Genomic DNA, 24,143 nt, shown 5'->3' on the forward strand with positions numbered 1-24,143 from the left:
GCGGTCTCCGTCGTCGAGCAAGAAGAACCGCTCCAGGCTCCGGGTGCCTTATTGAGGGGTAAGGCAAATGTGTCGTGGCGCGGGGGCAGTGTCGCTCCTGCGTGGGCGTTCTCCTGGTAGTGAGGGCCTCTTTTCCTACTCTGACGGTAGTGAAGGAGGCTTTCGCTACCTGCCGGATGTGATCCCTGGTGACAGTGGGGCGGCTGTGACCTTGGCGGCCGGTCGTGAAGTCGTGACTCGCGTGCTTGGGGACGTGGCTCGGGTGTGCGAAGTCTGAACACGCGAGATCCCGGGTCTGAGCACGCGTGTGCGGTGTCGCGTCACCCAGCCGACTTTGCGGCTACCCTTTGTGAAAGCGGATAAAGGGACCAGGTGAGGAGATCGAATGGCTCTGTCGGACGCGGTCGTGGAGACAAGGCTGCCTGCGAAGGATCTTGATCGCGCGAGGGTCTGGTATGCGGAGAAGCTCGGTTTGGAAGCCGTTGACGAACGCCCCGGCGGTCTGCGCTATCGCTGCGGACCGACGGTGTTCTGCCTGTTCGCTTCCAGGGGTGCCTCCGAGGGTTCTTTCACTCAGTTGGCGTTCGAGGTCGACGATATCGAGGCGGAGGTCGCCGAGTTGCGCGCGCGGGGTGTCGAATTCGAGGAGTACGATTTTCCGGGCTTCCGCACGGTAAACGGGATCATCGACCTCGACGACAACTATCCGAGCCGCGGGGCGGGAGAACGGGGAGCGTTCTTTCGCGACAGCGAGGGCAACATGCTATCGCTCGGCCAGCCCGTCGGAGCCTCGACGCCGGCATCGGCGGTCCCGGCGCTGCGGGGCACGAGTGTCCTGCTCGGCAGCGCCGATCCCTTGTCGCTGCGTGGTTTCTACGAGCGCGTGTTCGGGCGTGAACCGGTCGAAGGCTGGCTCCAGCTGGGCAGTATCGGTCTGCTCGTAGACGGCCGGGACGACGTGGCCACCCGGACCGCGGAGCCCGGCCGCGTCCTGCTCACCTTCGACACCGACGACGCGAAGACGTTGGCGGACCGGCTTCGGGCGGCAGGTGCGCCGGTGGTCAGTGAGCTGGAGGAACGGGAGGACGGCCTGTTCTGCACGTTCGAAGATCCGGACGGGAACTACGTTCAGGTAATCCAGCTGAACGAGAGCTATTTCGCGCGGATCGGCGCCAGAGAAATCTGACCGCATTCGAAAGCTGTTTTCCGGCTGCTGACGCCGGCATGGCAATTCCGCCATGCCGGCGTCGGGGAATGCGGCCAAATTGCTCTTCCAGGTTGCCGACAGCGTGATCGGGAGGGGAAGCGCGAAGCCCAAGGCAACAACGAAGGTGTCGCCGTCCGAGACGGACTGATGTGCTGTTGACGCGTTGATCGGCGGCACTCTCGGCGGAAGGAACTTCATGCCAGGCGACGGGGTGAGCGAAGACGAGCAGACGATGATCCTGGAGGCGTTCGCCGACACGATCCTGCCTGGAGCGAAGCGGTCACCCGGCGACCGGGCGATCGCCGGAGTGTCAGCGACACCGGGTGCGGTGGCCGCGGGAGCGCTGACGTTGCTGTGCACACCCGCCACCGGGGTGACCGCGGGCCTGGAGTTCCTCGTACCGGCCCTCAACCGCCATGCGGAGGAACGTGCGGTCGCGAACGGCTGGACGCTCGACGAGACCGTCCCGGCGTTTGTCGCGCTCGACTTCGAGCAGCGTTGCTCACTGGTGCTGGACTTGACGGCCCCTCGGCGGAGATCGAGCGAGCGGCTGATCCGGCGGTGCCGCCCGCGGTACGGGAAGTACTCGACGGCTGGACAGGCGGGCCACCTGGGCCGGGTCGCGGCTGGATGGACCCCGTCGTCGCCGAGCTGCCACCGGCCGATCGCGCCGCCGGAAAGCTGGCCCTGCTCACGGCACTCGCGTCGTACCGGATCGACGACGACGTGGTCGAGGAGTACCGGCGGGACGCTCCCGGGGACGAGGCCTTGCTGAGCCTCACCTCCTGGGTCGCACTGACGGCGGCCCGACGCACCGGGGAATGGATGACCGCCACGAGGCCGGAGGGATCGCGGGAATGACCGAGATACCGAAGAACGCCGGCCCGATCATCAAGGGACTCATCGCGGACGCCGCCGAGTTCGACGAGCTCGTAGCCGGGCTGCCCGAACAGAGTTGGCTGCTGCCGACGCCGGCGCCCGGCTGGACGATCCGGGACCAGGTCGCGCACGTGTCGTTCGTCTTCCGGCTCGCCGGACTCGCCGCCGCGGATACCGCGGCGTTCCAGGCGGCGACAGCGAAGCTCAACGGGGGCTTCTCCGCAACGGTGAACGCCGCCCTCGCCGACTATGCCGGACACACCGTCGAGGAGTTGTCCGCCCGGTGGCGGTCCGAACGGGACACCGCGATCCGCGCACTGGCGACGGTTCCACACGGCCGGACCGTGCCATGGCTGGTCGACCCGCTGCCGCCGGACGTACTCGCCTGCGCGGGGATGATGGAGCTCTTCGGCCACGGGCAGGACATCGCCGACACCCTCGGCATCCGGCGGCGGCGGACCGACCGGCTCCGGTATCTGGCCGGATTCGGTGTGCGTACCTGGGAGTTCGGCTACCAGGCACGCGGGCTGACACCGCCGGAGTCCGGATTCCACTTCGAGCTGATCGCCCCGTCCGGCGCAGTATGGGAGTTCGGTCCCGACGAGACCGGCCAGCGGATCACCGGCCCCGTGGAGGACTTCTGCCTCCTGGTCACGAGGCGCCGACACCGGGACGACCTGGAACTGGTCGCCTCCGGCGCCGACGCGGACCACTGGCTCGACATCGCACAGGCCTACCGCGGGCCGGCCGGCCCAGGACGCGAGCCCGGTCAGTTCAGCGGCCGGCCGAGTTGAGCCGGGACCACCAGAGGAGTGCGGACAGGATGAGTGGGGAAAGAATCTCGATAGTGGGCATCGGCCTGACCTATCCCGACGCCGGTTCGCCCACCGAGTTCTGGGAGAACGTCCTGGGTGGCAGGCGGGCGTTCCGCGAGATCCCACCGGAACGGCTCGACCCGAACGACTACTGGGCCGCCGATCCCGCCGCGCCGGACCGCCACTACGCCCGCCGAGCGGCCGTGTTGCGTGACTTCGAGTTCGACCGCGTGCGATACCGGGTCGCCGGCAGCACCTTCCGCTCGACCGATCTGACCCACTGGCTCGCACTCGACGTGGCGGCACGGGCGCTGGAGGACGCAGGCTTCCCCGACGGGGCAGGCCTGCCCCGGTCCACGACCGGCGTGATACTGGGCAACAGCCTCACCGGGGAGTTCTCCCGTGCGAACGTGCTTCGGCTGCGATGGCCCTACGTACGCCGCACGGTGGCCGCGGCGCTGTCGGCCGACGGCTGGGACGGCGGTGCCGTCGCCACGTTCCTGCACAAGCTCGAAGCCGGCTACAAGGCGCCGTTCCCGGAGATCGACGAGGACTCCCTCGCGGGAGGACTGGCCAACACCATCGCCGGACGGATCTGCAATCACTTCGACCTGGCAGGCGGCGGTTTCGTCGTCGACGGGGCGTGCTCGTCGTCCTTGCTGTCCGTCGTGACCGCCGCGAACGCGCTTGCCGCCGGAGACCTCGACGTCGCGCTCGTCGGTGGCGTCGACCTGTCCATCGACCCGTTCGAGGTGATCGGCTTCGCCAAGACCGGCGCGCTGGCCACCGGCGAGATGGTCGTCTACGACCGGGGCTCGAACGGGTTCTGGCCCGGCGAGGGCTGCGGGATCGTCGTGCTGATGCGTGAACGCGAAGCGGTCGCGGAAGGACGGCGGATCTACGCCTCGCTCACCGGGTGGGGTGTCTCATCGGACGGTAAAGGCGGGCTCACCCGGCCCGAAGCGGCCGGGCATCGGCTCGCGCTTTCCCGGGCCTACGAACGTGCCGGCTACGGAACCGAGACGGTCTCCCTCTTCGAAGGGCACGGCACCGGTACCGCCGTCGGTGACGCGACGGAGATCGAGGTTCTCTCCGGTGCCCACCGCGCGGCCGGTCCGGCCACCCGGCCGGCGGCGCTCGGCACGATCAAGGGCAACATCGGACATACGAAGGCCGCGGCCGGTGTCGCCGGGTTGATCAAGGCTTCGCTGGCCATCCACCACCAGGTGATCCCTCCCGCGACCGGGCATCGCGATCCGCATCCGTTGCTGTTGGAGGCCGAAGCCGGCGTGTACGTACCGGTCGAAGCCCGGCCCTGGCCGGAGAACGTCCCGATGCGCGCAGGGGTGTCGGCGATGGGTTTCGGAGGCATCAACTCGCACGTCTCCCTCGAACAGGGGCCCAGCGTGCACCGGCGCGGCGAGGTCGACGTACGCACCCGAGCCATGGTGGACGGCAGGCAGGACGCCGAGCTGCTGCTGTTCGACGCCGACGACCAAGCCGAGCTGCGCGCCCGCGTTGACCGGCTGGCCGCCCAGGCCATGCGATGGGCGGAGGGTGAACTCGCCGACGTCGCGGGCACCCTTGCCGCCGGTCTGTCCGGACGTCGCCTGCGGGCCGCCGTCGTCGCGAGCGGACCACAGGACGCCGCGCGAGCGCTGGCCCGGCTGCGTGACCGGCTCGACGACCGGCGCAGGGTGATCGAGGACGACGTCTTCCTCGACGACGGAACGCGCGCGCCGCGCATCGCGTATCTGTTCCCCGGCCAGGGGTCCGGGAGGGACGGCAGGGGAGCCATCGCCCGGCGGTTCGCGTCGGCCCGGCGAATCATGGCGGACGCGGCGCTGCCCGAGAACGGCGACCAGGTGGCCACCGAGGTGGCGCAACCTCGCATCGTCGCCGGTTCGCTGGCGACGATGGAGGTGCTGCGCGAGCTCGGAATCGAGGCCGAGGTCGCCGCGGGGCACAGTCTCGGCGAATTGACCGCGTTGTCTTGGGGCGGCTCGGTAGGGGCGCGGACGGTCCTCGACCTCGCCACCCTGCGGGGCAGGGTGATGGCCGACGCGAGCGAAGGTGACGGAGCGATGGCCGGTCTGGCGACCACACCCGACCGCACCGAACGGCTCATGGCGGGATCGGGCACGGTCATCGCCGGTTACAACGGACCTGAGCAGACGGTCGTTTCCGGTCCTTCGGCGGGGGTGGCGCTGGTCTGCGCTCGTGCCCGCGCCGCAGGGGTGACGGCGATCGCCATCAGGGTCTCGCACGCGTTCCACTCGCCCGCGGTCGAGCCGGCGGCCCGAGCGCTGGCCCGGCAGCTCGCCGAGGTGCGGTTCGGGAAGCTCGACCGGCCGGTCGTCTCTACCGTCACCGGCGAGCTCCTGTCCGCCGACACCGACTTGCGTGTGCTGCTGCGGGACCAGGTGGTGCTGCCCGTGCGGTTCGACGAGGCCGCGCGCAAGGCCGTCGCCGGTTGCGATCTCGTGGTCGAAGTCGGTCCAGGGCAGGTCCTCACCGGACTCGTGAAACAGATCGCGCCGGAGACGCCGGTGCTGCCGACTGATTCGGACGGCCGGTCGCTCGCGCCACTGCTGCGGGTGATCGGTGCGGCATACGTGCTCGGCGCACCGGTCGAGGTACCCGCCCTGTTCGCGGGCCGCGTGGTTCGGCCGTTCCCGCTCGACCGGGACCCGGTGTTCTTGGCGAGCCCGTGCGAGCAGGCGCCGTCGATCGCCATCGAGCCGGTGGCGCCGGGCCTCCCGCCCTCATCGGCGGTGCCGTCCGACGGCGAATCCAGCCAGGGCGGCACGCTGGACTTGCTGCGGAAGCTCGCCGCCGAACGCGTCGAGCTTCCGCTGGAGATCGTGACCGCCGAAACACATCCGCTGGACGACCTCCATCTGAGTTCCATCACCGTCGGGCAGCTCGTCAACGACGTCACGCGATCGCTGGGCCGCCCGCCGCTGGACGGCGTTCCCGGTGTCGCCACCGCCAGGCTGGGCGAGCTCGCGGAGCTGATCGACGACCTCGCGGCGACCGACGCCGAAGGGCACGGTCGGCAGGCGGACGAGGTGGCCGGCGTCGGCCCGTGGGTACGAGCGTTCGAGGTGCGTCACGTCGAGGCTCCTCGTCCCGACACTGTCATTCATGGTCGCGGCCCTGGCGGCTGGACGGTTTTCGCTTCCTCGGACAGTCCACTAGCGGAGCCCCTGCGCGCGGCTCTGGTCGCCGCGCAGCTTGGCGACGGCGTTCTGCTGTGCCTGCCCGCCGCCGGCGAGGTACAGGTCGACCTATACCTCGCCGCCGCGAAGGCCGTGCTCGCCGCGGAAACGACCCGGTTCGTCGTTGTGCAGCATGGTCGGGGTGCGGCGGGGCTGGCGAAGTGCCTTCACTTGGAACAACCTGCCAGCCCGACCACGATCGTCGAACTTCCCGATGTCACGCCACCAGGAAGCGAGACAGTGGCCACGGTGGTGGCTGAAGTGGCTTCGACCACCGGGTTCACCGAAGTGCGGTACAACACCGACGGCACCCGCACGGTTCCCGTGCTGTCCGGCGTCGTCGGCGCCGGTTCGGCGAGCCCGCCTCTGGGACCGGGCGACGTCCTGCTCGTGACCGGGGGCGGAAAGGGCATCACCGCGGAATGCGCGTTGGCCATGGCGAAAGACCACGACGTGGCCTTGGCGATCGTGGGGCGTGGTGACCCCGCGACCGACCCTGAGCTGTCCGGGAACCTGCGGCGGATGGCCATCGCCGGCGTCCGGTGCCACTACGAACGCGCCGACGTCACCTCGCCGGAGCAGGTCCACCAGGCGATCCAGCGGCTGACCACCGAACTGGGCGAGATCACGGGACTGCTGCACGGCGCCGGGCGCAACGAACCGGTGATGCTGACCGGGCTCACCGCGGAACGGTTCCGCGCGACACTGGGGCCGAAGGTCGACGGGCTGTGTGCGGTGCTCGGCGCACTCGATCCTGGCAAGCTGAAGCTGCTGGTCACGTTCGGCAGCGTCATCGGCAGAGCCGGCCTGCGCGGCGAGGCGCATTACGCGACGGCGAACGACTGGCTGACCGGGCTGGCGCTGGACTTCGGCCGCGAACATCCTCAGGTCAGGGTCCTCGCGCTGGAGTGGTCGGTGTGGTCCGGCGGGGGAATGGGGGAGAAGCTCGGCGTCGTCGAGGCGCTCAAACGCGACGGTATCGCGCCGATCTCCGTCGACGACGGCGTCGAGGTGTTCCGGCGGCTGCTGGTCGATCCGGTCCCGCGGTCCGCGCTGGTCGTCACCGGCCGTGCGGGCGGGCTGCCGACGCTCGGCTTCGAACAGGCCGAACCGCCGTTGCGGCGGTTCACCGATCGAATACTCGTGCACTACCCGGCGGTCGAACTGGTCACCGAGGCGACGCTCGGACCGGACAGTGATCCCTACCTCGACGACCACCTGCTCGACGGGAACGGGTTGTTCCCCGCGGTACTCGGGATGGAGGCGATGACCCAGGTCGCCGCCGCGTTGACCGGGTCGGCCGGGCCGCCTTGCCTGGAGGACGTGGAGTTCGCTCGTCCCATCGTGGTCGGTACCAGCGGCACGACCACCGTCCGCATCGCCGCGCTCGCCCGCGACTCGTCCACTGTGGACGTCTCGATCCGGTCGGAGGACACAGGCTTCAAGACGGACCACTTCCGGGCCCGGCTGCGCTTTCCCCGGCCGGACCTGCCGCGGGTACGGGGCGAAGAGACCGGTCTGCCACCAGTTCCGGTGGACCCCGCCGATCTCTACGGTGGGGTCTTGTTCCAGGGCGAGCGGTTCCGGCGGCTGACGCGTTATCGCAAGGTGGCGGCACGGCACGCGGTGGCGGAGGTCGCCGCCGGGCAGGTGTCGAACTGGTTCGGCTCGTTCCTGCCACAGGAACTGGTACTGGCCGATCCCGGCACCCGCGACGTCATGATGCACGCGATCCAGTGCTGCGTACCCGACGCGACCCTGTTGCCACAGGGAATCGACCGGCTTTGGCTGTCCACACGCGAAGCACAAGAGTCCGGGCACGTGGTGTTGGACGCGCGGGAACGGTCACAAGACGGGGACACCTACGTCTACGACCTCGACGTGTACGGCGAAACCGACGTACTCGTCGAGCGCTGGGCGGGATTACGGCTGCGTGCCGTCCGAAGGGGAGACGGCGCGCGCCCGTGGGTGCCGTCACTGCTCGGGCCGTATCTGGAACGCAGCGTCGAGCGGCTGCTCGGCCCTGGCCGGGTGATCGTCGTCGAACCGGACGACGGCTCCGGCGACGATTCCGTCACCGCCCGCCGCGCGCGGACAACCCTCGCGGCGAGCCGGGCGCTGGGCCACGAGGTGGAGGTCACCCATCGGCCGGACGGTAAGCCCGAGGTCCTCGGGACCGGACTGTCGGCGTCCCATGGGGCGGGACTGACCCTGGTCGTCACCGGGGCTCCGCGCCTCGGCTGCGACGTCCAGCAGGTGACCGAACGGCCTGAACAGGAGTGGGCGAACTTGCTCGGCGGCGGGCTTCTGGAGCTGGGACGCCGGCTCGCGAGCGAAGGCGGCGAGTCCGCCGGGGTGGCGGGTACTCGACTGTGGAGCGCCCTGGAATGCCTGCGCAAGGCGGGTATGACGACCTCGGAACTCGTTGTCGACGCGGTTCACGCCGACGGCTGGACGACGTTGTCCGCGGGCGATGTCCGCATCGCGACCTGGGTCACCGAAGTGGCGGGCGCCCGGGAACGGGCCGTGTTCGCGGTACTGGCGGGGAGGTAGGGCGGAAGTGACGGACTACTACGAGATCCGGCACACGGTCGGTTTCGAGGAGACGAACCTGGTCGGCAACGTCTACTACGTGAACTACTTGCGTTGGCAGGGGCGATGTCGGGAGATGTTCCTCAAGGAGCGCGCCCCGTCCGTCCTCGGAGAACTGCGGGCAGACCTCAAGTTGTTCACCCTCAAGGTCGAATGCGAGTTCCTCGCGGAGATCACCGCCTTCGACGAGCTGTCCGTGCGGATGCGGCTCGAAGAGCTGACCCGGACCCAGATCGAGTTCAGCTTCGACTACGTCGCGCTGCGGCCGGACGGAGAACTTCTCGTCGCCCGCGGCCGCCAGCGGATCGCTTGCATGCGGGGACCCAACACCGCGACCGTGCCCGCCCAGGTGCCTGACGCGCTGCGTCGGGCACTCGCACCGTATTCCGCGAGGCGTGGGTGACGGACGAGGTGCCGCCCCGTTCGCTGCGTGAGCTGACCGCGGAGAACGCGGAGCTGAAGCGCGCGATCGTGGCCGGTGATCGCGTGGCCGTCCGGCGCCAGCGCGACCTCGGCAAGCACCTCGCGCGCGAACGGCTGGCCATGCTGCTCGACGAGGACTCGTTCACCGAACTCGAAATCCACCGCCGCCACCAGAGCCGGGGGCCGAAGCTCGACGAGAGACGGCCGTTCACCGACGGCGTGATCATCGGTTCCGGCACCATCGAAGGGCGGCGGGTCTTCGTGTACGCCCAGGACTTCACCGTTTTCGGCGGATCGCTCGGAGCGGCACACGCGGCCAAGATCCAGAAGGTGCTCGACCTCGCGACGGAGACCGGAAGCCCGATCATCGGACTGGTCGACAGCGGGGGCGCACGGATCCAGGAGGGCGTGCAGGCACTCGACGGGTACGGCGGGATCTTCCGCAGACAGGTCGCGGCGTCCGGCATGATCCCGCAGATCAGTGTCGTGCTCGGGCCGTCGGCCGGAGGCGCGGCCTATTCGCCCGCACTGGCCGACTTCACCTTCATGGTGCGCGATACCGCCCGCCTCTACCTCACCGGGCCGGACGTGGTGGAAGCGGTCAGCGGTGAGCGGGTCAGTCACGAGGAGCTCGGCGGCGCGACTGTCCACGGTGAACGTTCCGGAGTCGCCACGGTCGTGCACGCCGACGAAGGCGCCTGCCTTGCCGACGTCCGCTACCTGGTGTCGCTGTTGCCGTCCAACAACATGGAACCCACACCGGTGACGGCCGTCCGCGGCGCGTCCCGTGACGTGCGGCCCCGGTTGGCCGAGATCGTGCCTGCCGAGCCGAATCGGCCCTACGACATGAAGGCGGTGATCGGCGAACTCGTCGACGACGGCGAGTTCTTCGAGGTGCACGAGGATTGGGCACGCAACGTGGTATGCGCACTCGCCCGCGTGGACGGCGAAGTCGTCGGAGTGGTGGGGAACCAGCCGATGGTGCTGGCCGGCGTGCTGGACCGGCGGGCGGCGCAGAAGGCGGCCCGGTTCGTCCGGTTCTGTGACGCGTTCGGGATCCCGCTGGTCACCCTGGTGGACGTGCCGGGGTTCCTGCCCGGCACCGAACAGGAACACGAGGGCGTCATCCGGCACGGCGCACAACTGCTTTACGCCTACTGCGAGGCGACGGTACCGAGGATCCAGGTCGTGCTGCGCAAAGCCTACGGCGGTGCCTACATCGTCATGGATTCCCGGTCGGTGGGCTCCGACCTTTCCCTGGCCTGGCCGACCAACCAGATCGCCGTGATGGGCGCGGAAGCCGCGGTGAACGTCCTGTACGCCAAGGAGAAACCGGCCGGTGATCCGGACCGTGCCCGGCTGCTGGCCGAGGACTATGCCGAGCGGTTCTTGCACTCGCGCTACGCCGCCGAACGCGGCCTGGTCGACGACATCATCGATCCGGCGACGACCAGGGCCGCGATCGCGCGTGGCCTGGTCATGCTGCGCGGCAAGCGCAAGCCGCGTCCACGGCGCAAACACGGCAACATACCGCTGTAACGCACACGGCCGCGGCTCAGACCGGGTGCACCGTCATCGACAGCCCGCCCCGCACACGCAGCGAAAGCATCGGCTCCGGGACCAACCGGGCGCCGGGGAGAGTCGACAGCCGTAGCTCCCTGGCGATCATCGCCACCACGAAGACCGACTCGAGAACACCGAGGGAGTTGCCGACGCAGAAGCGCGGGCCCGCACCGAACGGGATGTAGGAATAGCGTGGCCGCCCGCTCGCCCCCTGTGGCGCGAAACGCTCCGGGGCGAACCGGTCGGGCTCCGGCCAGAACTCGGGATGCCGGTGCAGCGTGTAGGTGCAGACCACGACATCCGAGCCGGCGGGCACCGAGTACCCGGCCACCTCGTCGTCGTACACCGCGATCCTCGGCAGCAGCCAAACCGGTGGATAGAGCCGGAGGACCTCTTCGACGACCATGGACGTGTACGTCAGCCGGTGCAGGTCCTCGTACTCCGGTGGACGGTCGCCGAGCACGTCGACGGCCTCCTGGTGTATCCGGTCCGCGACTTCGGGATGCCGGTCGAGCAGCGTCATGGTCCAGCTCAAGGTGCTGGCCGTCGTCTCGTGCCCGGCCAGCAGCAGCGTGATCAGCTCGTCACGGGCCTGCCGCAGACCGGCCTCACCGTCGGCGGAGGCGACCAATCTGCTCAGCACGTCGTCCGCACCGGGCACTGGTGCGGACCGTCGCCGGGCGATCAGCTCGTCGGCCACCTGGCGCAGTTCGCGGCGGGAACGCCGGAACCGCCGGTGGATCGGCAGCGGCAGCCACCGGGGCACGAGCCCCAGTGTCACCGCTTCGAACATTGCCTGGTCCTGAACGGACTCGAACGAGTGCCGGATCGAACCGAACGCGTCAAGATCCGCGTCGAGCAGGGATCTGCCCAGCACCCCGAGGGTCAGCCGGGTCATCTCGCCGACCAGGTCCACCGGCCCATGGCCGTGTCTGGCGAGCAACCGGTCGACCAGCGCCCTGCCCTCCTCGGCGACGACCGCGGCCTGCCGCGCGATCCGTTTCGTCGAGAACGCCGGTGCGACGGTCCGGCGCTGCTTGCTCCACAGTTCGCCGTCGCTGGTCAGCAAGCCGTCGCCGAGTGTCCTCCGGGCCTCCGCGAGGCCGATTCCCTTGTGGTAGTTGGTGTTGTTGTCGGCGAGGACGTGCTTGACGTGATCCGGATGGTTGAAGACATAGAGCGCCTTCGGGCCGATGGCGATCCTCACCGCGTCACCGTAGGTCGACGTCGCCGACCCGATCAGCTCCAGCCGGTCTGTGAACAACTGCCCGAGAAGTCGTGGTGTTGCCGTCCACGGCGGTCCCGGTGGACGGCGGGCGCTCGTCACGTTCGCGCACCTTCGGTCGCGATCGGAGGCTTGGCGACCCCGCCGTCGTGATGTCCTGGCCGTCGCACTGCGAGTTCGGCGGCTCGCTGCTCGGCCGCCGTGTGGACCAGGTGCAGCGACCACAGGAACAGACCGCGGATCAGGCAGACCGCGGTCGTCGCGAAGAACAGTCCGTAGGCGATTTGCGAGATCATGAAGAACCCGTAAAGCAGCGCGACGCCGGCGCCGAACGCCACCTGCGCCCCGGGACTGGACGGCGAGGTGCCAGGGTCGGTGACCATGTAGTTGGTGAACAGGACGAAAGCGACCCCGGTCATCATTCCGAGCGCCGCCGAGATCGAGGTGTCGAACAGCCATCCGCGGACGACGGCTTGCAGGACGAACACCACGAGCCAGGCGCCGATGAGCCACATCCGGCCGGTCAGCTTCGCGTTGAGCATCGTGCCCGAAGCCAGGATGACGGCGACGATCAGCCAGCCGATCCAGCTGTCCACCCGCTCGGTGAAGTGGTAAGGCGGCGAGATGCTGGCCCAGGGGAACAGCAGGAGAATGACCGAAATGCCGAGGTTGGACGGATTCATGTAATGCCGGAGACGGCCCCGTACCGGTGCCCGCAGCACCCACTTCGCGCTGACCGCGACGAAGACGCCGAACATCATCACGAGGACCTGGTCGTTGACATAGGTCAGCATGTTCAGCGCGAGCCCGGTGATGTGGGCGGGATAGAGGAACTCCAGCAGCCCCTTGCCCCCGTGGCCGAGGAACCGAGGAGCGCGCCGGTCGGTCCGGGCGGAGACGAGTTCGAGGGCGATCTCGGTGGCGTACGCGGTGAGCAGGGCGATCAGCGGCCAGGACCAGGGCTGCTCGAATCCGAGCACGGTGTAGCCGAGGACGTTGAAGACGGTGATCGAGATGGCGAAGCGGCGCAGTGCGACGACCACCTTGGGATCGTGCCGTGGGACGGCGGACTGTTTCTCGGTCGTCGTGTCCGTCATCGGATCACTTCTCCTTCGCCTGCGAACCGAGTTCGAATGTGTGGGTGCCCGGACCGAGCCGTAGGTCCGTCTTCCGTACCTGCCCGGACCGGTCGCGCCACTGAAGCGTCACGGCGACCGGCTCGGCGCCGGTCTCGCCGAGTCCGATGTGGACGTCGTGGCTGCGCTTGCCGGAATGCCCGCTGCCGCCGTCGACGCGGCCGATCAGGCGCCGCCCGTCAGCTGTCGTGACGGTGACCTGGGCGCCGATCACCGGTGAGCCCGCCGACGGCGGGGCGGCAGAGGTCACGGACGGTTCGTGGTGGAGCCGGAGACGCAGGAACGCGTTGGTGGCGGGACCGGTGTTGCGGTAGAAGACCGGCGCGTCCCACTGCCGGGCGATGGCCAGGTCGAGCCTGCCGTCGCCGTCGGCGTCACCGGTGGCGATCCCGCGGGTGGGTACCGGAACCGCGAGTCCCAGCCGGTCCGCGATGTCGGTGTACCGGCCGTCGGCTCCCTTCGCGAAGAACCGCAGAGCCTGGTCGCCCGCGAGGTCGTCGCCGCTGCGGACGTTGGGCCACCAATAGGGGTTGTCCAGCAACGCGTCGTTGGCGGTGGCGAGCTCCTGCAGCTGCGGCCACCGGTTCATCCCGCCCTTGACGAACCCGGTCGCCTGCGCGATGGCGGGCACGCCACTGTTGTCGAAGTCGTCGATCTTCGTGTCCCAGCCCCAGCCCGTCCACGCCGTTCCGGCCTGCGCACTGCGGTCGTCATAGGGGGCTTCACCGGCGCTCAGCCGCGCGCGGAGGTCCTCTTTGTCCTGCGCCGTCGCCATGAACTGGAAGTTGCTCTCCTGGATACCGAACGACGTGGTGATGTTGCTGACGAACGCGTCGTTCAGGCCGTTTCCGTCGAGGTCACCGAAGTCGACTCCCATACCTTTGAACGAGTCGTCGCCAAGGCGCTTGGACTTCGGCACGCCGGGTGTCCTGGGCCCGCTCACCGAGCTGAACACGAAGTGTCCCGGCGTGGATCGGTTGTACAGCAGCCGATCCGGCCCGAAGTCGTTGGCAACGTACAGTTCGGGCAGCAGATCGCCGTCGAGGTCGGTCGCGCTCGACGCCAGCGTCCAGCCGTTGCGTGCTTCCTCGGGAAAGACGTCGCGGGGGGCCTTCTCGTACCGCGCGGACGGCGACGCGCCGGACGTGGCGCCGGTCCAGCGGAACAGCAGTTTGTCCCCGCCGTTATCGGCGTGGGACATCGATCGGTTCATCTCGACACCGCCGTCGGCGGACCCGTCGAGAATCGGGCTGTCGGGAAAATAGTTCCCGATGAACAGGTCGTCGTGTCCGTCGCCGTCGAAGTCGCCGACCGTGGCGGAGTTGGTGTTCCACTGTGGACCGGTGTACCGGCCGCTCGTGGAGTTCGGGCCCGGCACCAGTTCGGTGGCGCGGTAGGTGTTCGCCGACAGCGCCGGCGTCTCGGACGCGGCCAGGTACAGGATCGCCGTACGTCCCCAGTAGTAAGCGAGCAGATCCATCCGGCCGTCTTCGTTGAAGTCCGCGGGCACACAACCCATCGGGGCCATCACGTCGTTCATCGGCAAGGCGGACGGGTTCAGCGCGAACGGCGCGTACCGGTCGCCGCCCGCGCCCGGCGTCGGTGTCACGATGACCTGATCGGACCTCGGGTCCACGAGGCACAGGTCGTTGGCCAGTCCATCGCCGTCGAGGTCGTTCATCGCGACGGCGGCGCCGACCGAGGAGATCCACGCGCGGATGTGTTCGTAGTCCTTGTTGACCGTGCGGATGTTCTGCTGTCGTGGCGCGGCGGGGAGCGCGATCGACATCGGGGTGAAGGCGTACCTGGCCGCGAGGCGGTCACCTTCCGCCGCGTCGGTGGAGGGCAGCCGTACGACGAGGTAACCGAGCACCATCAGGACGACCGCGATGATGCCGGGGAGCTGCCGCCGAACCCGGCTTGGTTCCGTAGTCACGTTTCAAGACCTTCCCGTGAGGACGAACTCGTCGGCGATACGCCGTCGCCAGACCTCGAAAGCAGGCACGCCGTCGTGCGTGCCGGTGTCGATGGGTCTGGTCCGGCGGCAGACTTCGGCCGCCTCCTCGGGCGTCCTGCCGCAGAACACCTCGGTGGCGAGACCGGTGTGCGGGACACGCAACCCGGCACGCAGCCGTGCCTCGGCCGCGAAGGCGCTGCCCTGTGCGACATCGGGCTGGTGTTTCCCGGCTCGTTCGAAGAACAGACGGAGTTCCTCTGTGGACACTCCGCCGGCATAGGTGGCCGCCAGGCCCGCTCCGCTGTACAGGTCGGCGTGCCTGCTGCCTGGATAGGCGTCGATCAGCCGCCCGGCGACCTCGGGGTCAGTGCCCGCGACGAACCAGAGCGCCCGGCCGATTCCCTGGTCGATCACCCGCTGCGCGTAGGGCAGGGGAGCGTCGGGCCAGGCGAACCGGTTGTCCCGGTACTGCTCGTGGACGTACTCGCGGGTGTGGAAGTACGCCTGGTGGAAGCCGTAGCCGTCAAGGAGGAGCCAGCGCAGGAGCGGGTCGAGTGCCTCGATCGATGGCCAGCGCAGGCGCGGGAGCCGGGCCAAGGCCCAGCCGACGCCGATGTAGGCCATGTAGAGATGCTCCGTGCCGCGTCCCGCCAAGAACCTGGTCACCCGGCGTCCACGCGGCGGCAGCGCGTCCAGCACGGCGAAACCCATCGCCGCGCCTTCGTAGGCGAAGCCCCGGAAACGTTCCGGAACGCTTTGGAGCCGATATTCGGCGGCGGTGGTCGACCTCGCCTCGACCGCGGTCCCATAGCCGTCGAGAAAGGTGGAGCCGATTGTTTCGAGCAGTTCTTTGCCGGTTTCGTTCTTTACTTCGAAACCGCGTACCGCCATGGTCGACTGCGCGCTGTCGGGGGTGAGTATGCGACGCCTCAACGTTCGCCAATGGCTGCTCAAAACGGCTCGCTCCTCGGTTTGTTGTTTCAGGGTTGGCCGTATACGATCGTCGCAGTACCGCAGCCGGGTTTTCTATGTCCGCCGATGCTCTGTGCGTGGCGCCTTTCCTGGACCGTTCAGGCGGTTTCGGCGAACTTTCCGCGGATACGTTCCCGCCACAGTTCGTACGCCGAGGAACTCCCGTCGTCCTCGGAGGAGACCGCGGTCCGCATCGCGAGTTCGACGGCTTCGGTGGAGGACAGTCCGGTCAGCTCGGCGCCGGTCTCGGTGGTGTGTGACGGCAGGTACCCGGCCATGGCCCGCGCACTGGTGGCGAAGACCGAACCGAGCGCCAGCGAAGGCGCATGCCCGGACCGCTCCACAGGTCGGTGCGCCGGGACTCGGCGAACCGGTTCACGGCCACGGCGGTGTTCGACGCGTCTCCGTTGTGGATGAACCAGAGCGCCCGGCCGAGCCCCTGGTCGAAGGCACGAGGGAAATAGCGCGGACAGCCCTGCCACGGATAGGCCGTGACGGACTCCTGCCGGTCGACCCACCGTCGCGTGTGGAACTAGGCGAGATCGAAGCCGTAGCCGTCCACGGCGAGCCAGCTCATCGTGGGGTGGAACGGGCCGGGAGCGAGGTCGGGCAGCACCTTCTTCCACAGTGGCCGGGGAAGCCGTGCCATCGCGAACCCGATGCCGATGTACGCGAGAAGGGCACGCGTGCGTCTGCCCACTCGAATCCGCAGACGACGGCTTGAGGAATAGCTTCCAGCCGTCGTTTCGGTGTCCCGACGGGGAATCCCCGTCCGGCGAACGTCACGTCGGCGAGCTTCGGCGTGAACAGGAGCCTTCGCACGAACCGGTGAAGGTGGGCACGCGATCCTCCCGGTGCTGATCGATAGGGCCTCAGTGCCCGCCGGTGATCTGTCCGTCGGGGGCGAGCCGGGACAGGACCTCGGTCGCGGCCCCCGTCGTCCGTGCCGCCTGCTCCTCGTCGAGCACGAGCGGCGGGGAGAGCACGATGGTGTTGCCGTAGTCGCGGACCACCACCTGATGCGCCTCGCGGATCTCGGCGGCCACCTCGGCGGCCATGATCGGCTCCCGGGTGTCCCGGTCGGAGACCAGCTCGATGCCGGCGGTCGCACCCTCGACCCGCACGTCACCGACGACAGGCAGGTCCGCCGCGGCCGCCAGCCCTTCGCGGAACCAGTCGCCGATCCGAGTCGCGTTGACCAGCAGGCCTTCCCGCTCGATCAGGTCGAGGTTGGCGAGTCCGACGGCGCAGGCGACGGCGTGGCCGAAGTACGTGTGCCCGTGGAAGAAACCGTCGCCTCCGGTCAGTGCGTCGGCGATCCGGTCGCCGAGCAGCACAGCGCCGAGCGGGACATAGCCGCTGGTGAGTCCCTTGGCCGTGACGACGAGGTCGGGCCGCATCCCGCGCCGTTCCGAGTCGAACCAGCTTCCGGTGCGGCCGAACGCGGTGACCACCTCGTCGGCGATGAGCAGGATCCGGTGTTCGTCGAGGACCTCGCGCACCGCGGGCCAGTAGTCCGGCGGCGGGGTGATCACGCCGCCGCCCGCCATGACGGGCTCCCCGATCATCGCGGCGATCCGATGCGCGCCGATACGCTCGATCGTCTGCCGCAGTTCGGCGACGAGGAAGTCCGTCGGGTCCTGGCCGTCGTAGAACTCGGCACGGTACGGATGCGGCGGCGTGAGCTTCTCCACGTGCGGGAGGTTCGGGCCGACGGCGTGCTGCATACCGTCGAAGCCGGTCGCCGTGCCGCTGCCGTAGGTGGCGCCGTGGTACCCCATCCGCCGGGCGAGGAGCCAAGTGCGTTCGGGCTCGCCTCGCCGGTGGTGAAAGAGCCGTGCGGCCTTGATCGCCGTGTCGACGCCCTCCGAGCCGCCGTTGGTGAAGAAGACCCGGTCGAGGCCGGCGGGAGCCAGCTCGGCCAGGCGAGCGGCCAGCAGGATGGACTTGTCGTTGGAGTACACGTCGAAGCTCGTGAAGTACTCCAGCCGCGCGAGCTGCTCGGCGGCGGCGTCCGCGATCTCCCGGCGACCGTGGCCGACCTGGCACAGCCAGTTCGCGCCTCCGGTCGCGTCGAGCAGCTCGGTGCCGCGCGCGTCCCAGACGAGACAGCCTTCGCCGCGCACGATCACGTGTCGTTCGGAGCGGGAGTCGCGCTGGTGCGGATGGATGAGGTGACGCCGGTCGAGTGCCTCGAGCGCGTCCGCTGTCATCCGCGCCGTTCCCGTTGGGCTGGAAATCGTCACTGCATACTCCGATCTTCGTCGTGGAACTGCGAATGCGCGGATTCCGCTGACCTTCCGGGGCACAGTCGACGTTAGCAATCCGGCGGCGGCCCACCAGCTCGCAGAATGCTTCGTCATCCGGCACAGCACGTTCGCACACGGAATTCCGCCACGGTCCGCCTTAGCGTGACTGCGAGCAGGGGAACCGGAATGCGGTGTCCCTTCCCGACCGGAGTCGAGGCGAGAACAATGCGTCCTTTTCAGATCGCTGTTGCCCAAGACGAGCTCGACGAAATGGGACGCAGGATCGCGGATACGAGGTGGCCCTCCGAAATCGCGGACGCCGGCTGGGAACGCGGGGTCCCGCTGGACTATCTCCGCGATCTCGCCGATTACTGGCGGACCGGGTTCGACTGGCGTGCCGTGGAGCGGCGGCTGAACGAGTTCGACCAGTACGTCACGACCATCGACGGCGCCCAGGTCCACTTCCTCCACGTGCGCTCACCCGAAACCGACGCGCTTCCACTGGTGCTCACCCACGGCTGGCCGGGTTCGGTCGCCGAGTTCGCGGAGGTGATCCCGCGGCTGACCGATCCCCGCGCATACGGTGGTGAGGCCGCGGACGCGTTCCACGTGGTCGTGCCATCCATCCCCGGCTTCGGGTTCTCGGGCCGCACCGAGGACGCCGGTTGGAACGCCCGCAGGGTGGCGGGGGCATGGGCCGAGCTCATGCGCGAGCTCGGCTACGACCGGTACGGCGCGCACGGGGGTGACGCCGGTTCGGTGATCTCCCTCGAATTGGGCAAGCTGCGGTCCGTGGATCCGGTGGGTATCCACCTGACCATGCTGCTGACCTTTCCCTCGGGTGCCCCCGGCGAGCTGGCCGATCTGTCCGCTGTGGACAGGGAACGGCTCGGTAGGCTGAAGCGGTTCGACGAGGAACTGTCCGGGTACATGAAGTTGCAGTCCACCAAGCCGCAGACCCTGGCCTACGCACTGACCGACTCACCGGTGGGGCAGCTGGCTTGGATCGCGGAGCGGTACCACGACTGGACCGGCGAACAGCCGCTCGATCCGGACATCCTGCTCACCGCCGCCACGATCTACTGGCTGACGGCGACGGCGGGCTCTTCGGCACACCACTACTACGAGAGTGCCGCCGACCTGCGTGGCGTCGGCCAGGAGAGTGCGCTGATTACCACACCGGTGGGCGTCGCGGTGTTCGGCGAAGACATCCTGCCCCCGATCCGTCGCCTCGCCGAACGGGACCTGCCCACGATCGTCCACTGGTCGGAGTTCGAACGAGGCGGGCACTTCCCGGCACTCGAGCAGCCGGACGAGTTCGTCGCCGACGTTCGCCGCTTCTTCTCCCGCCTACGCTGAGCGCCGCCTACGGGTGTAGGGGTTCCTCCGCAGGCAGCGGTTCCCGGCCGCGGATCAGATCCGCGGCCTTCTCCGCGATGGCGATGGTGGGCGCGTTGGTGTTGCCGCGCACGAGCCGCGGCATCACCGAGGCGTCCACCACGCGCAGGCCGTCCACTCCTCGCACGCGTAGTCCGGCGTCGAGTACCGTGCCCATCGCACAGGTTCCGGCGGGGTGGAACAGCGTCTGGGTGTGCCGGCGGGCATGGTCGCGCAGGTCGTCGTCGTAGTCGGACTCCGGTGGGTCGAGCAGTCTCGTGGTGTACCTCCGCAGCGCCGATCCACGGGCGATCGCCAGCCCGGCCCGCAGGCCCGCCACCGCGACGTCGAGGTCTTCGGGCTCGGCGTAGTAGTCGTGGATGATGCGCGGTTTGGCGGTCGGATCTGGTGACACGATGCGGACGCTGCCGCGGCTGCGCGGCGCGAGAACGCAAGCGCCGTAGGACAGTGCGTGCCCGGTCGGCGCTCCGAGCCCGCCCGCGAGGAACATCATCGGCGCCGCGTGGAACTGGACGTCCGGTGCGGCCAGGCCGTCGCGTGTCCGGATGAACCCGCCCGCCTCGGGACCGTTGGACGTCAACGGCCCCGTTCCGGAGCGTTCGAACTCCGCCACGTGACGCGGCTCGGCGGTGACCAGCAGGCTGACCGGTTCGGTATGCGCGAAGTTCAGGTTCACCTGGGGATGGTCCTGCAGGTTCGCCCCCACCTCCGGCTGGTCGACCAGCACCCCGATACCCAGTCCGGTGAGAAGATCGGCGGGTCCGACCCCGGACAGCATGAGCAACTGGGGTGAGTTGTAGGCCCCCGCCGAGAGGATCACCTCCCGTTCGGCCCGAAAGGACACCTGCTCGCCGAACCGCTCACCTTCCACGCCACACGCTCTCCCGTTCTCGAGCACCACGCGGTGCACCTGAAGGTCGGTCAGCACGGTGAGATTGGGACGATCCGACACGGGGCGCAGAAATCCGGCGGCGGTACTGCAGCGGCGGCCTTCGCGTTGGGTCACCTGGTAATGGCCGAACCCGTCCTGCTCGGCACCGTTGAAGTCCGCGTTGGCCGCGTACCCGGTCTCCGTGGCCGCCTCGACGAACGCGGTCGTCATGGGATTGCGTGACCTGCTCTCGGACACGGCCAGCGGACCACCCGTTCCGTGGTAGGCGCCAGCGCCGCGTTCGTTGTCCTCCGACCGCTTGAAATAGGGCAGGAGTTCGGGGTAGCTCCAGCCCGGCTGCCGCCAGCCGTCGTAGTCGGAGCGGTGTCCGCGGATATAGACCATCGCGTTCATCGAACTCGTCCCGCCGAGTACTCGCCCGCGGGGCAGGTAGATCCGGCGGTTGCCGCAGTGCCGCTCGTCGTGGCTGTCGTAGTCCCAGTCGAGCGCGGTACGGAAGAGTTTTACGAAGGCGTACGGGGTATGGATGTTCTCGTTGGTGTCGGCAGGCCCGGCCTCCAGCAGGCAGACCTCGACGCCGGGGTCCTCACTCAACCGGTTCGCCAGGACGCAGCCCGCCGAACCCGCGCCGACGATCACATAGTCGTACAAGATCCCTCCAGGCGTTGGTGTTCGTCATCCGAAGCACAGGAACCCGTCCGGACCATCCGAAGTGGACGGACCAGGCGGCGGTGTGACGGTGCGGGGCAGCGGTCCGGGGGACCAGGTCCCCGGCACGGTGCGCGAGGGAGCGGTGCTGACCGCCGCGTCCGAGGGAAGTGCCTCCGGCGCGTACGGCTCGATGACCTGCAGTTGCCCCCAGTCGGTGGTGGGACGGCCGCGCAGGTAGGTGGTGAGCGTCCGCCGTCCGCCGACGACGTCGAGCCAGCCGGCCGGACCACCCTTTTCCGCGCACGACCACCCGGAGTACCGGAAGGTGGCGTCGCCGTCGATCCGAAAGCGCGGCAGCCTGCCGATCCCGCTCCGCGGTCCGATGACGTCGAGGCACGGGAAGGGGAACGCGGCGGGCCAGTCGATGTACGTGGGCGCGTCCGCGACGACTTCGGTCAACGTGCGTACCCGAGGGACTCTGGGCACGCCGTTCGCCCCGGTGATCGAGGCGGCCGGGGCGAGGAACCGGATCCGGTCCGCCCCGACGGCGTCGCCATCGACGGGGACCCGCACTTCCGGGATGCCCGCCGCGACAGAGCGCCGGGTGACGCTCGGCCCACCGGGCCCCCGGTGGCCGAATTCCACGGTGAGGTCGCCGGTGTTCCCGGCCGGGATCGGCAGGACGACCGGGAGTTCACCGTTCGACGCCGTGGCGGGCAGCGCGTACCACGGCGTTCCCGCCAGCCCACCGCCGGCGTCGGCCCACGGCGCTCGGGCCTGCTCGCCGTCCGCGGGGGTCAGGCTTCCGATAGACGGATCGGTTTCGACGAGGACGTCGTCGGCCAGACCGCATCCGCCCCTGCCGACGAGGCGTTCGAAGTTGTCCGCCCCGGGGCTGTAACTGTCGTGCTGCCGACCGATCGCGACACCGGCCGAGGTGAAATGGGCCAGCACCATGGTGGTCGAGACGAGCAGGGCCGGCGCCGTCCGGGAACGGGTGCGGGCGGCCGAGGGCCTGCCCCGAAGGTGTTCGACGACCACGACGGCGGCGGCTGCGCAGGCCAGGATCACGGCGACGGTCCGCAGCGGGATCGGGCCCACCGCCGGTGCGCCGTCTGCCAACGGGAAACCCCAGCCCGACACGTACCAGGCGGTGTTCGGTCCGGACAGCGCCAGCGCGGCAGCCAGCAAGACCGCGGTCGCGACCAGAGCGGCGTCGCGACGGGTCCGAGTCACCGGGGGAGCCCACGTCCTGGTCATCGCGGCGGCGAGCAGGGGGCCGGCGAGGGCGAGGATCCCGAACTGGTGCGAGATCTTGGTCGGGGCCAGCGCGAGAACGGCGAAGGTACCGACCGTGAGACCCAGCAGTCTGCGCAACGGCGCCGTCGCCAAGCCGGCGAGCCGACGGCGCCGGATCAGCAGCACCGCGCACACCACGAGCGAGACGATCGTGAGCAAGACCGGCAGCCGGTAAGCGACGGAACCGGCCACGGAGTCGCTGAGCAGGTCGGCGTAGCGCAGATGATCCTCGTACCAGCCGAATGCCGGGCCGAGGTCGAAATGCAGCCTGGTGGCGTCGGCGAGCGAACGCCAGCTCTGGTCCCAGAACACCACGGTGCCGATCACGGTCGCCGCGGCGGCGATCGGCGGAGCGACCGCCACGAACCCGCGCACCCGCACTCGTTCCCGCACCAGACGCAGCAGCGGACGGGCTCCGACCAGGAAGGGCAGTGTGGCGAGCAGGCCGGTGGGGCTCGCCGCCAGCGCCGGTCCCGCGCACAACGCGGCGAGAGCGACCGGAAGGGGCCTGCGGGTGGCGATGGCGCGCTCGACCGCCCCGTAGACCAGCGCGGTGAAGAACAAGATCACCGGCTCGGCACGCAAGCCGTCGTTGTACGGCAGCCAGAACGCCAGGAACATGGCCGCGCAGGCCCACCGCGATGCTCCGCCTCGCGTCCGCGCACCCAGCCGCGGCAGCAGGACGTGATCGATGACCAGCCAGGTCCCGACGCCCATGATGAGTGACGGCAGCCGGAGTACCGGACCTGCCTCGGACAGCCGCGTCAGAAGGGCGTAGCCCTCGTAGAACCAGCCGAAGAACGAGTCCGGTGCGCCGAACCATCGGTAGAAGTTGGGCAGGTAGCCCGCGTTCACGCGATCGCGCACCATGGTCAGGATGTAGCCGTCGTCGGGGGTACGCGTCCCGATCACCCACCACGCCGTCAGCGCCGCCGTGACAACGAGGTCGGCTTTCCCCGGGCGCCGCCTGTGGCGGGACGGCCGGCGTCCCCGGCCGTCGATTCCTCGCAGGGCGAGGACCGCGCAGCCGGTCAGGGTGATCGCGAGCGCGATCGCGATGAGCTTCATCGGTGAGGGGCTCGTGTCGAACCGGTTGTCCACCTCCGCGCGAACGGACAGGCCCCGGACGCCGTCCTGTGCGCCGTCGATGTCGGAGTAGATCCCGGTCAGCTGAGGACGGTGGTCCCCGGAGACGACCGCGACCGGCGAGCCGCCGATCGAGGTAAGCGTCGCGGCAGCGGTCGCGGTGACAGTGATGTCGCAGTCGCCGCCGGGCAGCGGCACGAACGTCTGGGGCTCGCCTCGCGGCCGCACGATCAAGAGGCCGTTGTCGACGCTCAGTGCGAGTCCGGCGATGGCGCCGAGAGGCGAGGCCGGTGGCGTGGTGGACAGCAGAGTGCCGGGGCCGCTCATCCGGCTGTCCAAGGCTCTCGCCGTGGCACAGCCGATCGTGGCGTCCAGCCGCGTCGGGGAGTAGCTCGTCAACGGGGCGTTCACCGCGCGCGTGCCGTACGCGGTCGGCCAAGTCACCGTGGTCGTTGCCTGGGAAACCGGGAGGAACGGGACGGTCAGGGTGACCAGGACCGCCAGCAGACCGGTCGACCCGGCGACGACGCGGTATCGCGCACCCCGCCGGGTGACCTGTCCGGCGGCGGGCATTCCGT

General features: G+C 69.2%; 15 protein-coding genes and 1 pseudogene. 7 read left to right on the forward strand and 9 right to left on the reverse strand.

Annotation, left to right across the window (positions count from 1 at the left end):
* Positions 1-385 precede the first annotated feature (385 nt).
* The 6 genes from ACLJO0_RS16345 (at position 386) to ACLJO0_RS16370 (ending at position 10,676) form a co-directional block, all read left to right on the forward strand.
* Complete coding sequence (locus tag ACLJO0_RS16345; RefSeq protein WP_410579371.1) at positions 386-1,186, forward strand: VOC family protein; 801 nt, start codon at positions 386-388, stop codon at positions 1,184-1,186.
* Between the two features lie 217 nt (positions 1,187-1,403).
* The gene (locus ACLJO0_RS16350; protein WP_410579372.1) at positions 1,404-1,982 is read left to right on the forward strand and encodes a DUF5987 family protein; all 579 of its coding nucleotides are present in this window, start codon (positions 1,404-1,406) and stop codon (positions 1,980-1,982) included.
* Between the two features lie 82 nt (positions 1,983-2,064).
* Complete coding sequence (locus ACLJO0_RS16355; protein WP_410579373.1) at positions 2,065-2,880, forward strand: TIGR03084 family metal-binding protein; 816 nt, start codon at positions 2,065-2,067, stop codon at positions 2,878-2,880.
* A 29-nt stretch (positions 2,881-2,909) separates the two neighbouring features.
* The gene (locus ACLJO0_RS16360; RefSeq protein WP_410579374.1) at positions 2,910-8,675 is read left to right on the forward strand and encodes an SDR family NAD(P)-dependent oxidoreductase; all 5,766 of its coding nucleotides are present in this window, start codon (positions 2,910-2,912) and stop codon (positions 8,673-8,675) included.
* Positions 8,676-8,682: 7 nt separating this feature from the next.
* Positions 8,683-9,117, forward strand: a complete 435-nt coding sequence (locus tag ACLJO0_RS16365) for an acyl-CoA thioesterase (RefSeq protein ID WP_125795790.1) — start codon at positions 8,683-8,685, stop codon at positions 9,115-9,117.
* Positions 9,118-9,140: 23 nt separating this feature from the next.
* Complete coding sequence (locus ACLJO0_RS16370; protein WP_410579878.1) at positions 9,141-10,676, forward strand: acyl-CoA carboxylase subunit beta; 1,536 nt, start codon at positions 9,141-9,143, stop codon at positions 10,674-10,676.
* Between the two features lie 16 nt (positions 10,677-10,692).
* Here the strand turns inward: ACLJO0_RS16370 and ACLJO0_RS16375 are convergent, their stop codons facing one another.
* The 7 genes and pseudogenes from ACLJO0_RS16375 to ACLJO0_RS16405 form a co-directional block, all read right to left on the reverse strand.
* Entirely contained in the window at positions 10,693-12,027 is a 1,335-nt protein-coding gene (locus ACLJO0_RS16375; RefSeq protein WP_410579375.1) for a cytochrome P450, read from the reverse strand.
* Positions 12,024-13,022, reverse strand: a complete 999-nt coding sequence (locus ACLJO0_RS16380; protein WP_410579376.1) for an enediyne biosynthesis protein — start codon at positions 13,020-13,022, stop codon at positions 12,024-12,026. Before ACLJO0_RS16380 ends, ACLJO0_RS16375 begins: the two co-directional genes overlap by 4 nt.
* 4 nt (positions 13,023-13,026) lie before the next feature.
* Positions 13,027-14,997, reverse strand: coding sequence for a CRTAC1 family protein (locus ACLJO0_RS16385; RefSeq protein ID WP_410579377.1), 1,971 nt, complete (start codon positions 14,995-14,997; stop codon positions 13,027-13,029).
* 3 nt (positions 14,998-15,000) lie between these two features.
* The gene (locus tag ACLJO0_RS16390; protein ID WP_410579378.1) at positions 15,001-15,972 is read right to left on the reverse strand and encodes a DUF1702 family protein; all 972 of its coding nucleotides are present in this window, start codon (positions 15,970-15,972) and stop codon (positions 15,001-15,003) included.
* Between the two features lie 116 nt (positions 15,973-16,088).
* Positions 16,089-16,639 (reverse strand): annotated as a pseudogene (locus tag ACLJO0_RS16395) (DUF1702 family protein).
* Positions 16,564-16,812, reverse strand: a complete 249-nt coding sequence (locus ACLJO0_RS16400) for a DUF1702 family protein (protein ID WP_410579379.1) — start codon at positions 16,810-16,812, stop codon at positions 16,564-16,566. The pseudogene ACLJO0_RS16395 and the gene ACLJO0_RS16400 overlap by 76 nt, the downstream one beginning before the upstream one ends.
* A 50-nt stretch (positions 16,813-16,862) precedes the next feature.
* Positions 16,863-18,203 (reverse strand): aspartate aminotransferase family protein, encoded by a 1,341-nt coding sequence (locus ACLJO0_RS16405; protein WP_410579380.1) that lies wholly within the window; start codon positions 18,201-18,203, stop codon positions 16,863-16,865.
* 261 nt (positions 18,204-18,464) lie between these two features.
* On the opposite strand from ACLJO0_RS16405, the gene ACLJO0_RS16410 reads away from it, so the two are divergent.
* Entirely contained in the window at positions 18,465-19,598 is a 1,134-nt protein-coding gene (locus ACLJO0_RS16410; protein ID WP_410579381.1) for an epoxide hydrolase family protein, read from the forward strand.
* 7 nt (positions 19,599-19,605) lie between these two features.
* On the opposite strand, the gene ACLJO0_RS16415 is transcribed toward ACLJO0_RS16410, so the two are convergent.
* Both ACLJO0_RS16415 and ACLJO0_RS16420 read right to left on the reverse strand, forming a co-directional pair.
* Positions 19,606-21,180, reverse strand: a complete 1,575-nt coding sequence (locus ACLJO0_RS16415) for a GMC family oxidoreductase (RefSeq protein WP_410579382.1) — start codon at positions 21,178-21,180, stop codon at positions 19,606-19,608.
* Between the two features lie 24 nt (positions 21,181-21,204).
* On the reverse strand, positions 21,205-24,138 hold the full coding sequence (locus ACLJO0_RS16420) for an arabinosyltransferase domain-containing protein (RefSeq protein ID WP_410579383.1): 2,934 nt from the start codon (positions 24,136-24,138) through the stop codon (positions 21,205-21,207).
* Between the last annotated feature and the right edge of the window lie 5 nt (positions 24,139-24,143).

Source organism: Amycolatopsis sp. lyj-108 (assembly GCF_046549005.1).
GTDB lineage: Bacteria > Actinomycetota > Actinomycetes > Mycobacteriales > Pseudonocardiaceae > Amycolatopsis.

Coding starts and splice junctions, on each gene's coding strand:
- ACLJO0_RS16360 (WP_410579374.1), top strand. CDS start 2,910: ATGAGTGGGGAAAGAATCTCGATAGTGGGCATCGGCCTGACCTATCCC.
- ACLJO0_RS16350 (WP_410579372.1), top strand. CDS start 1,404: ATGCCAGGCGACGGGGTGAGCGAAGACGAGCAGACGATGATCCTGGAG.
- ACLJO0_RS16420 (WP_410579383.1), bottom strand. CDS start 24,138: ATGCCCGCCGCCGGACAGGTCACCCGGCGGGGTGCGCGATACCGCGTC.
- ACLJO0_RS16380 (WP_410579376.1), bottom strand. CDS start 13,022: ATGACGGACACGACGACCGAGAAACAGTCCGCCGTCCCACGGCACGAT.
- ACLJO0_RS16410 (WP_410579381.1), top strand. CDS start 18,465: ATGCGTCCTTTTCAGATCGCTGTTGCCCAAGACGAGCTCGACGAAATG.
- ACLJO0_RS16405 (WP_410579380.1), bottom strand. CDS start 18,203: ATGACAGCGGACGCGCTCGAGGCACTCGACCGGCGTCACCTCATCCAT.
- ACLJO0_RS16345 (WP_410579371.1), top strand. CDS start 386: ATGGCTCTGTCGGACGCGGTCGTGGAGACAAGGCTGCCTGCGAAGGAT.
- ACLJO0_RS16355 (WP_410579373.1), top strand. CDS start 2,065: ATGACCGAGATACCGAAGAACGCCGGCCCGATCATCAAGGGACTCATC.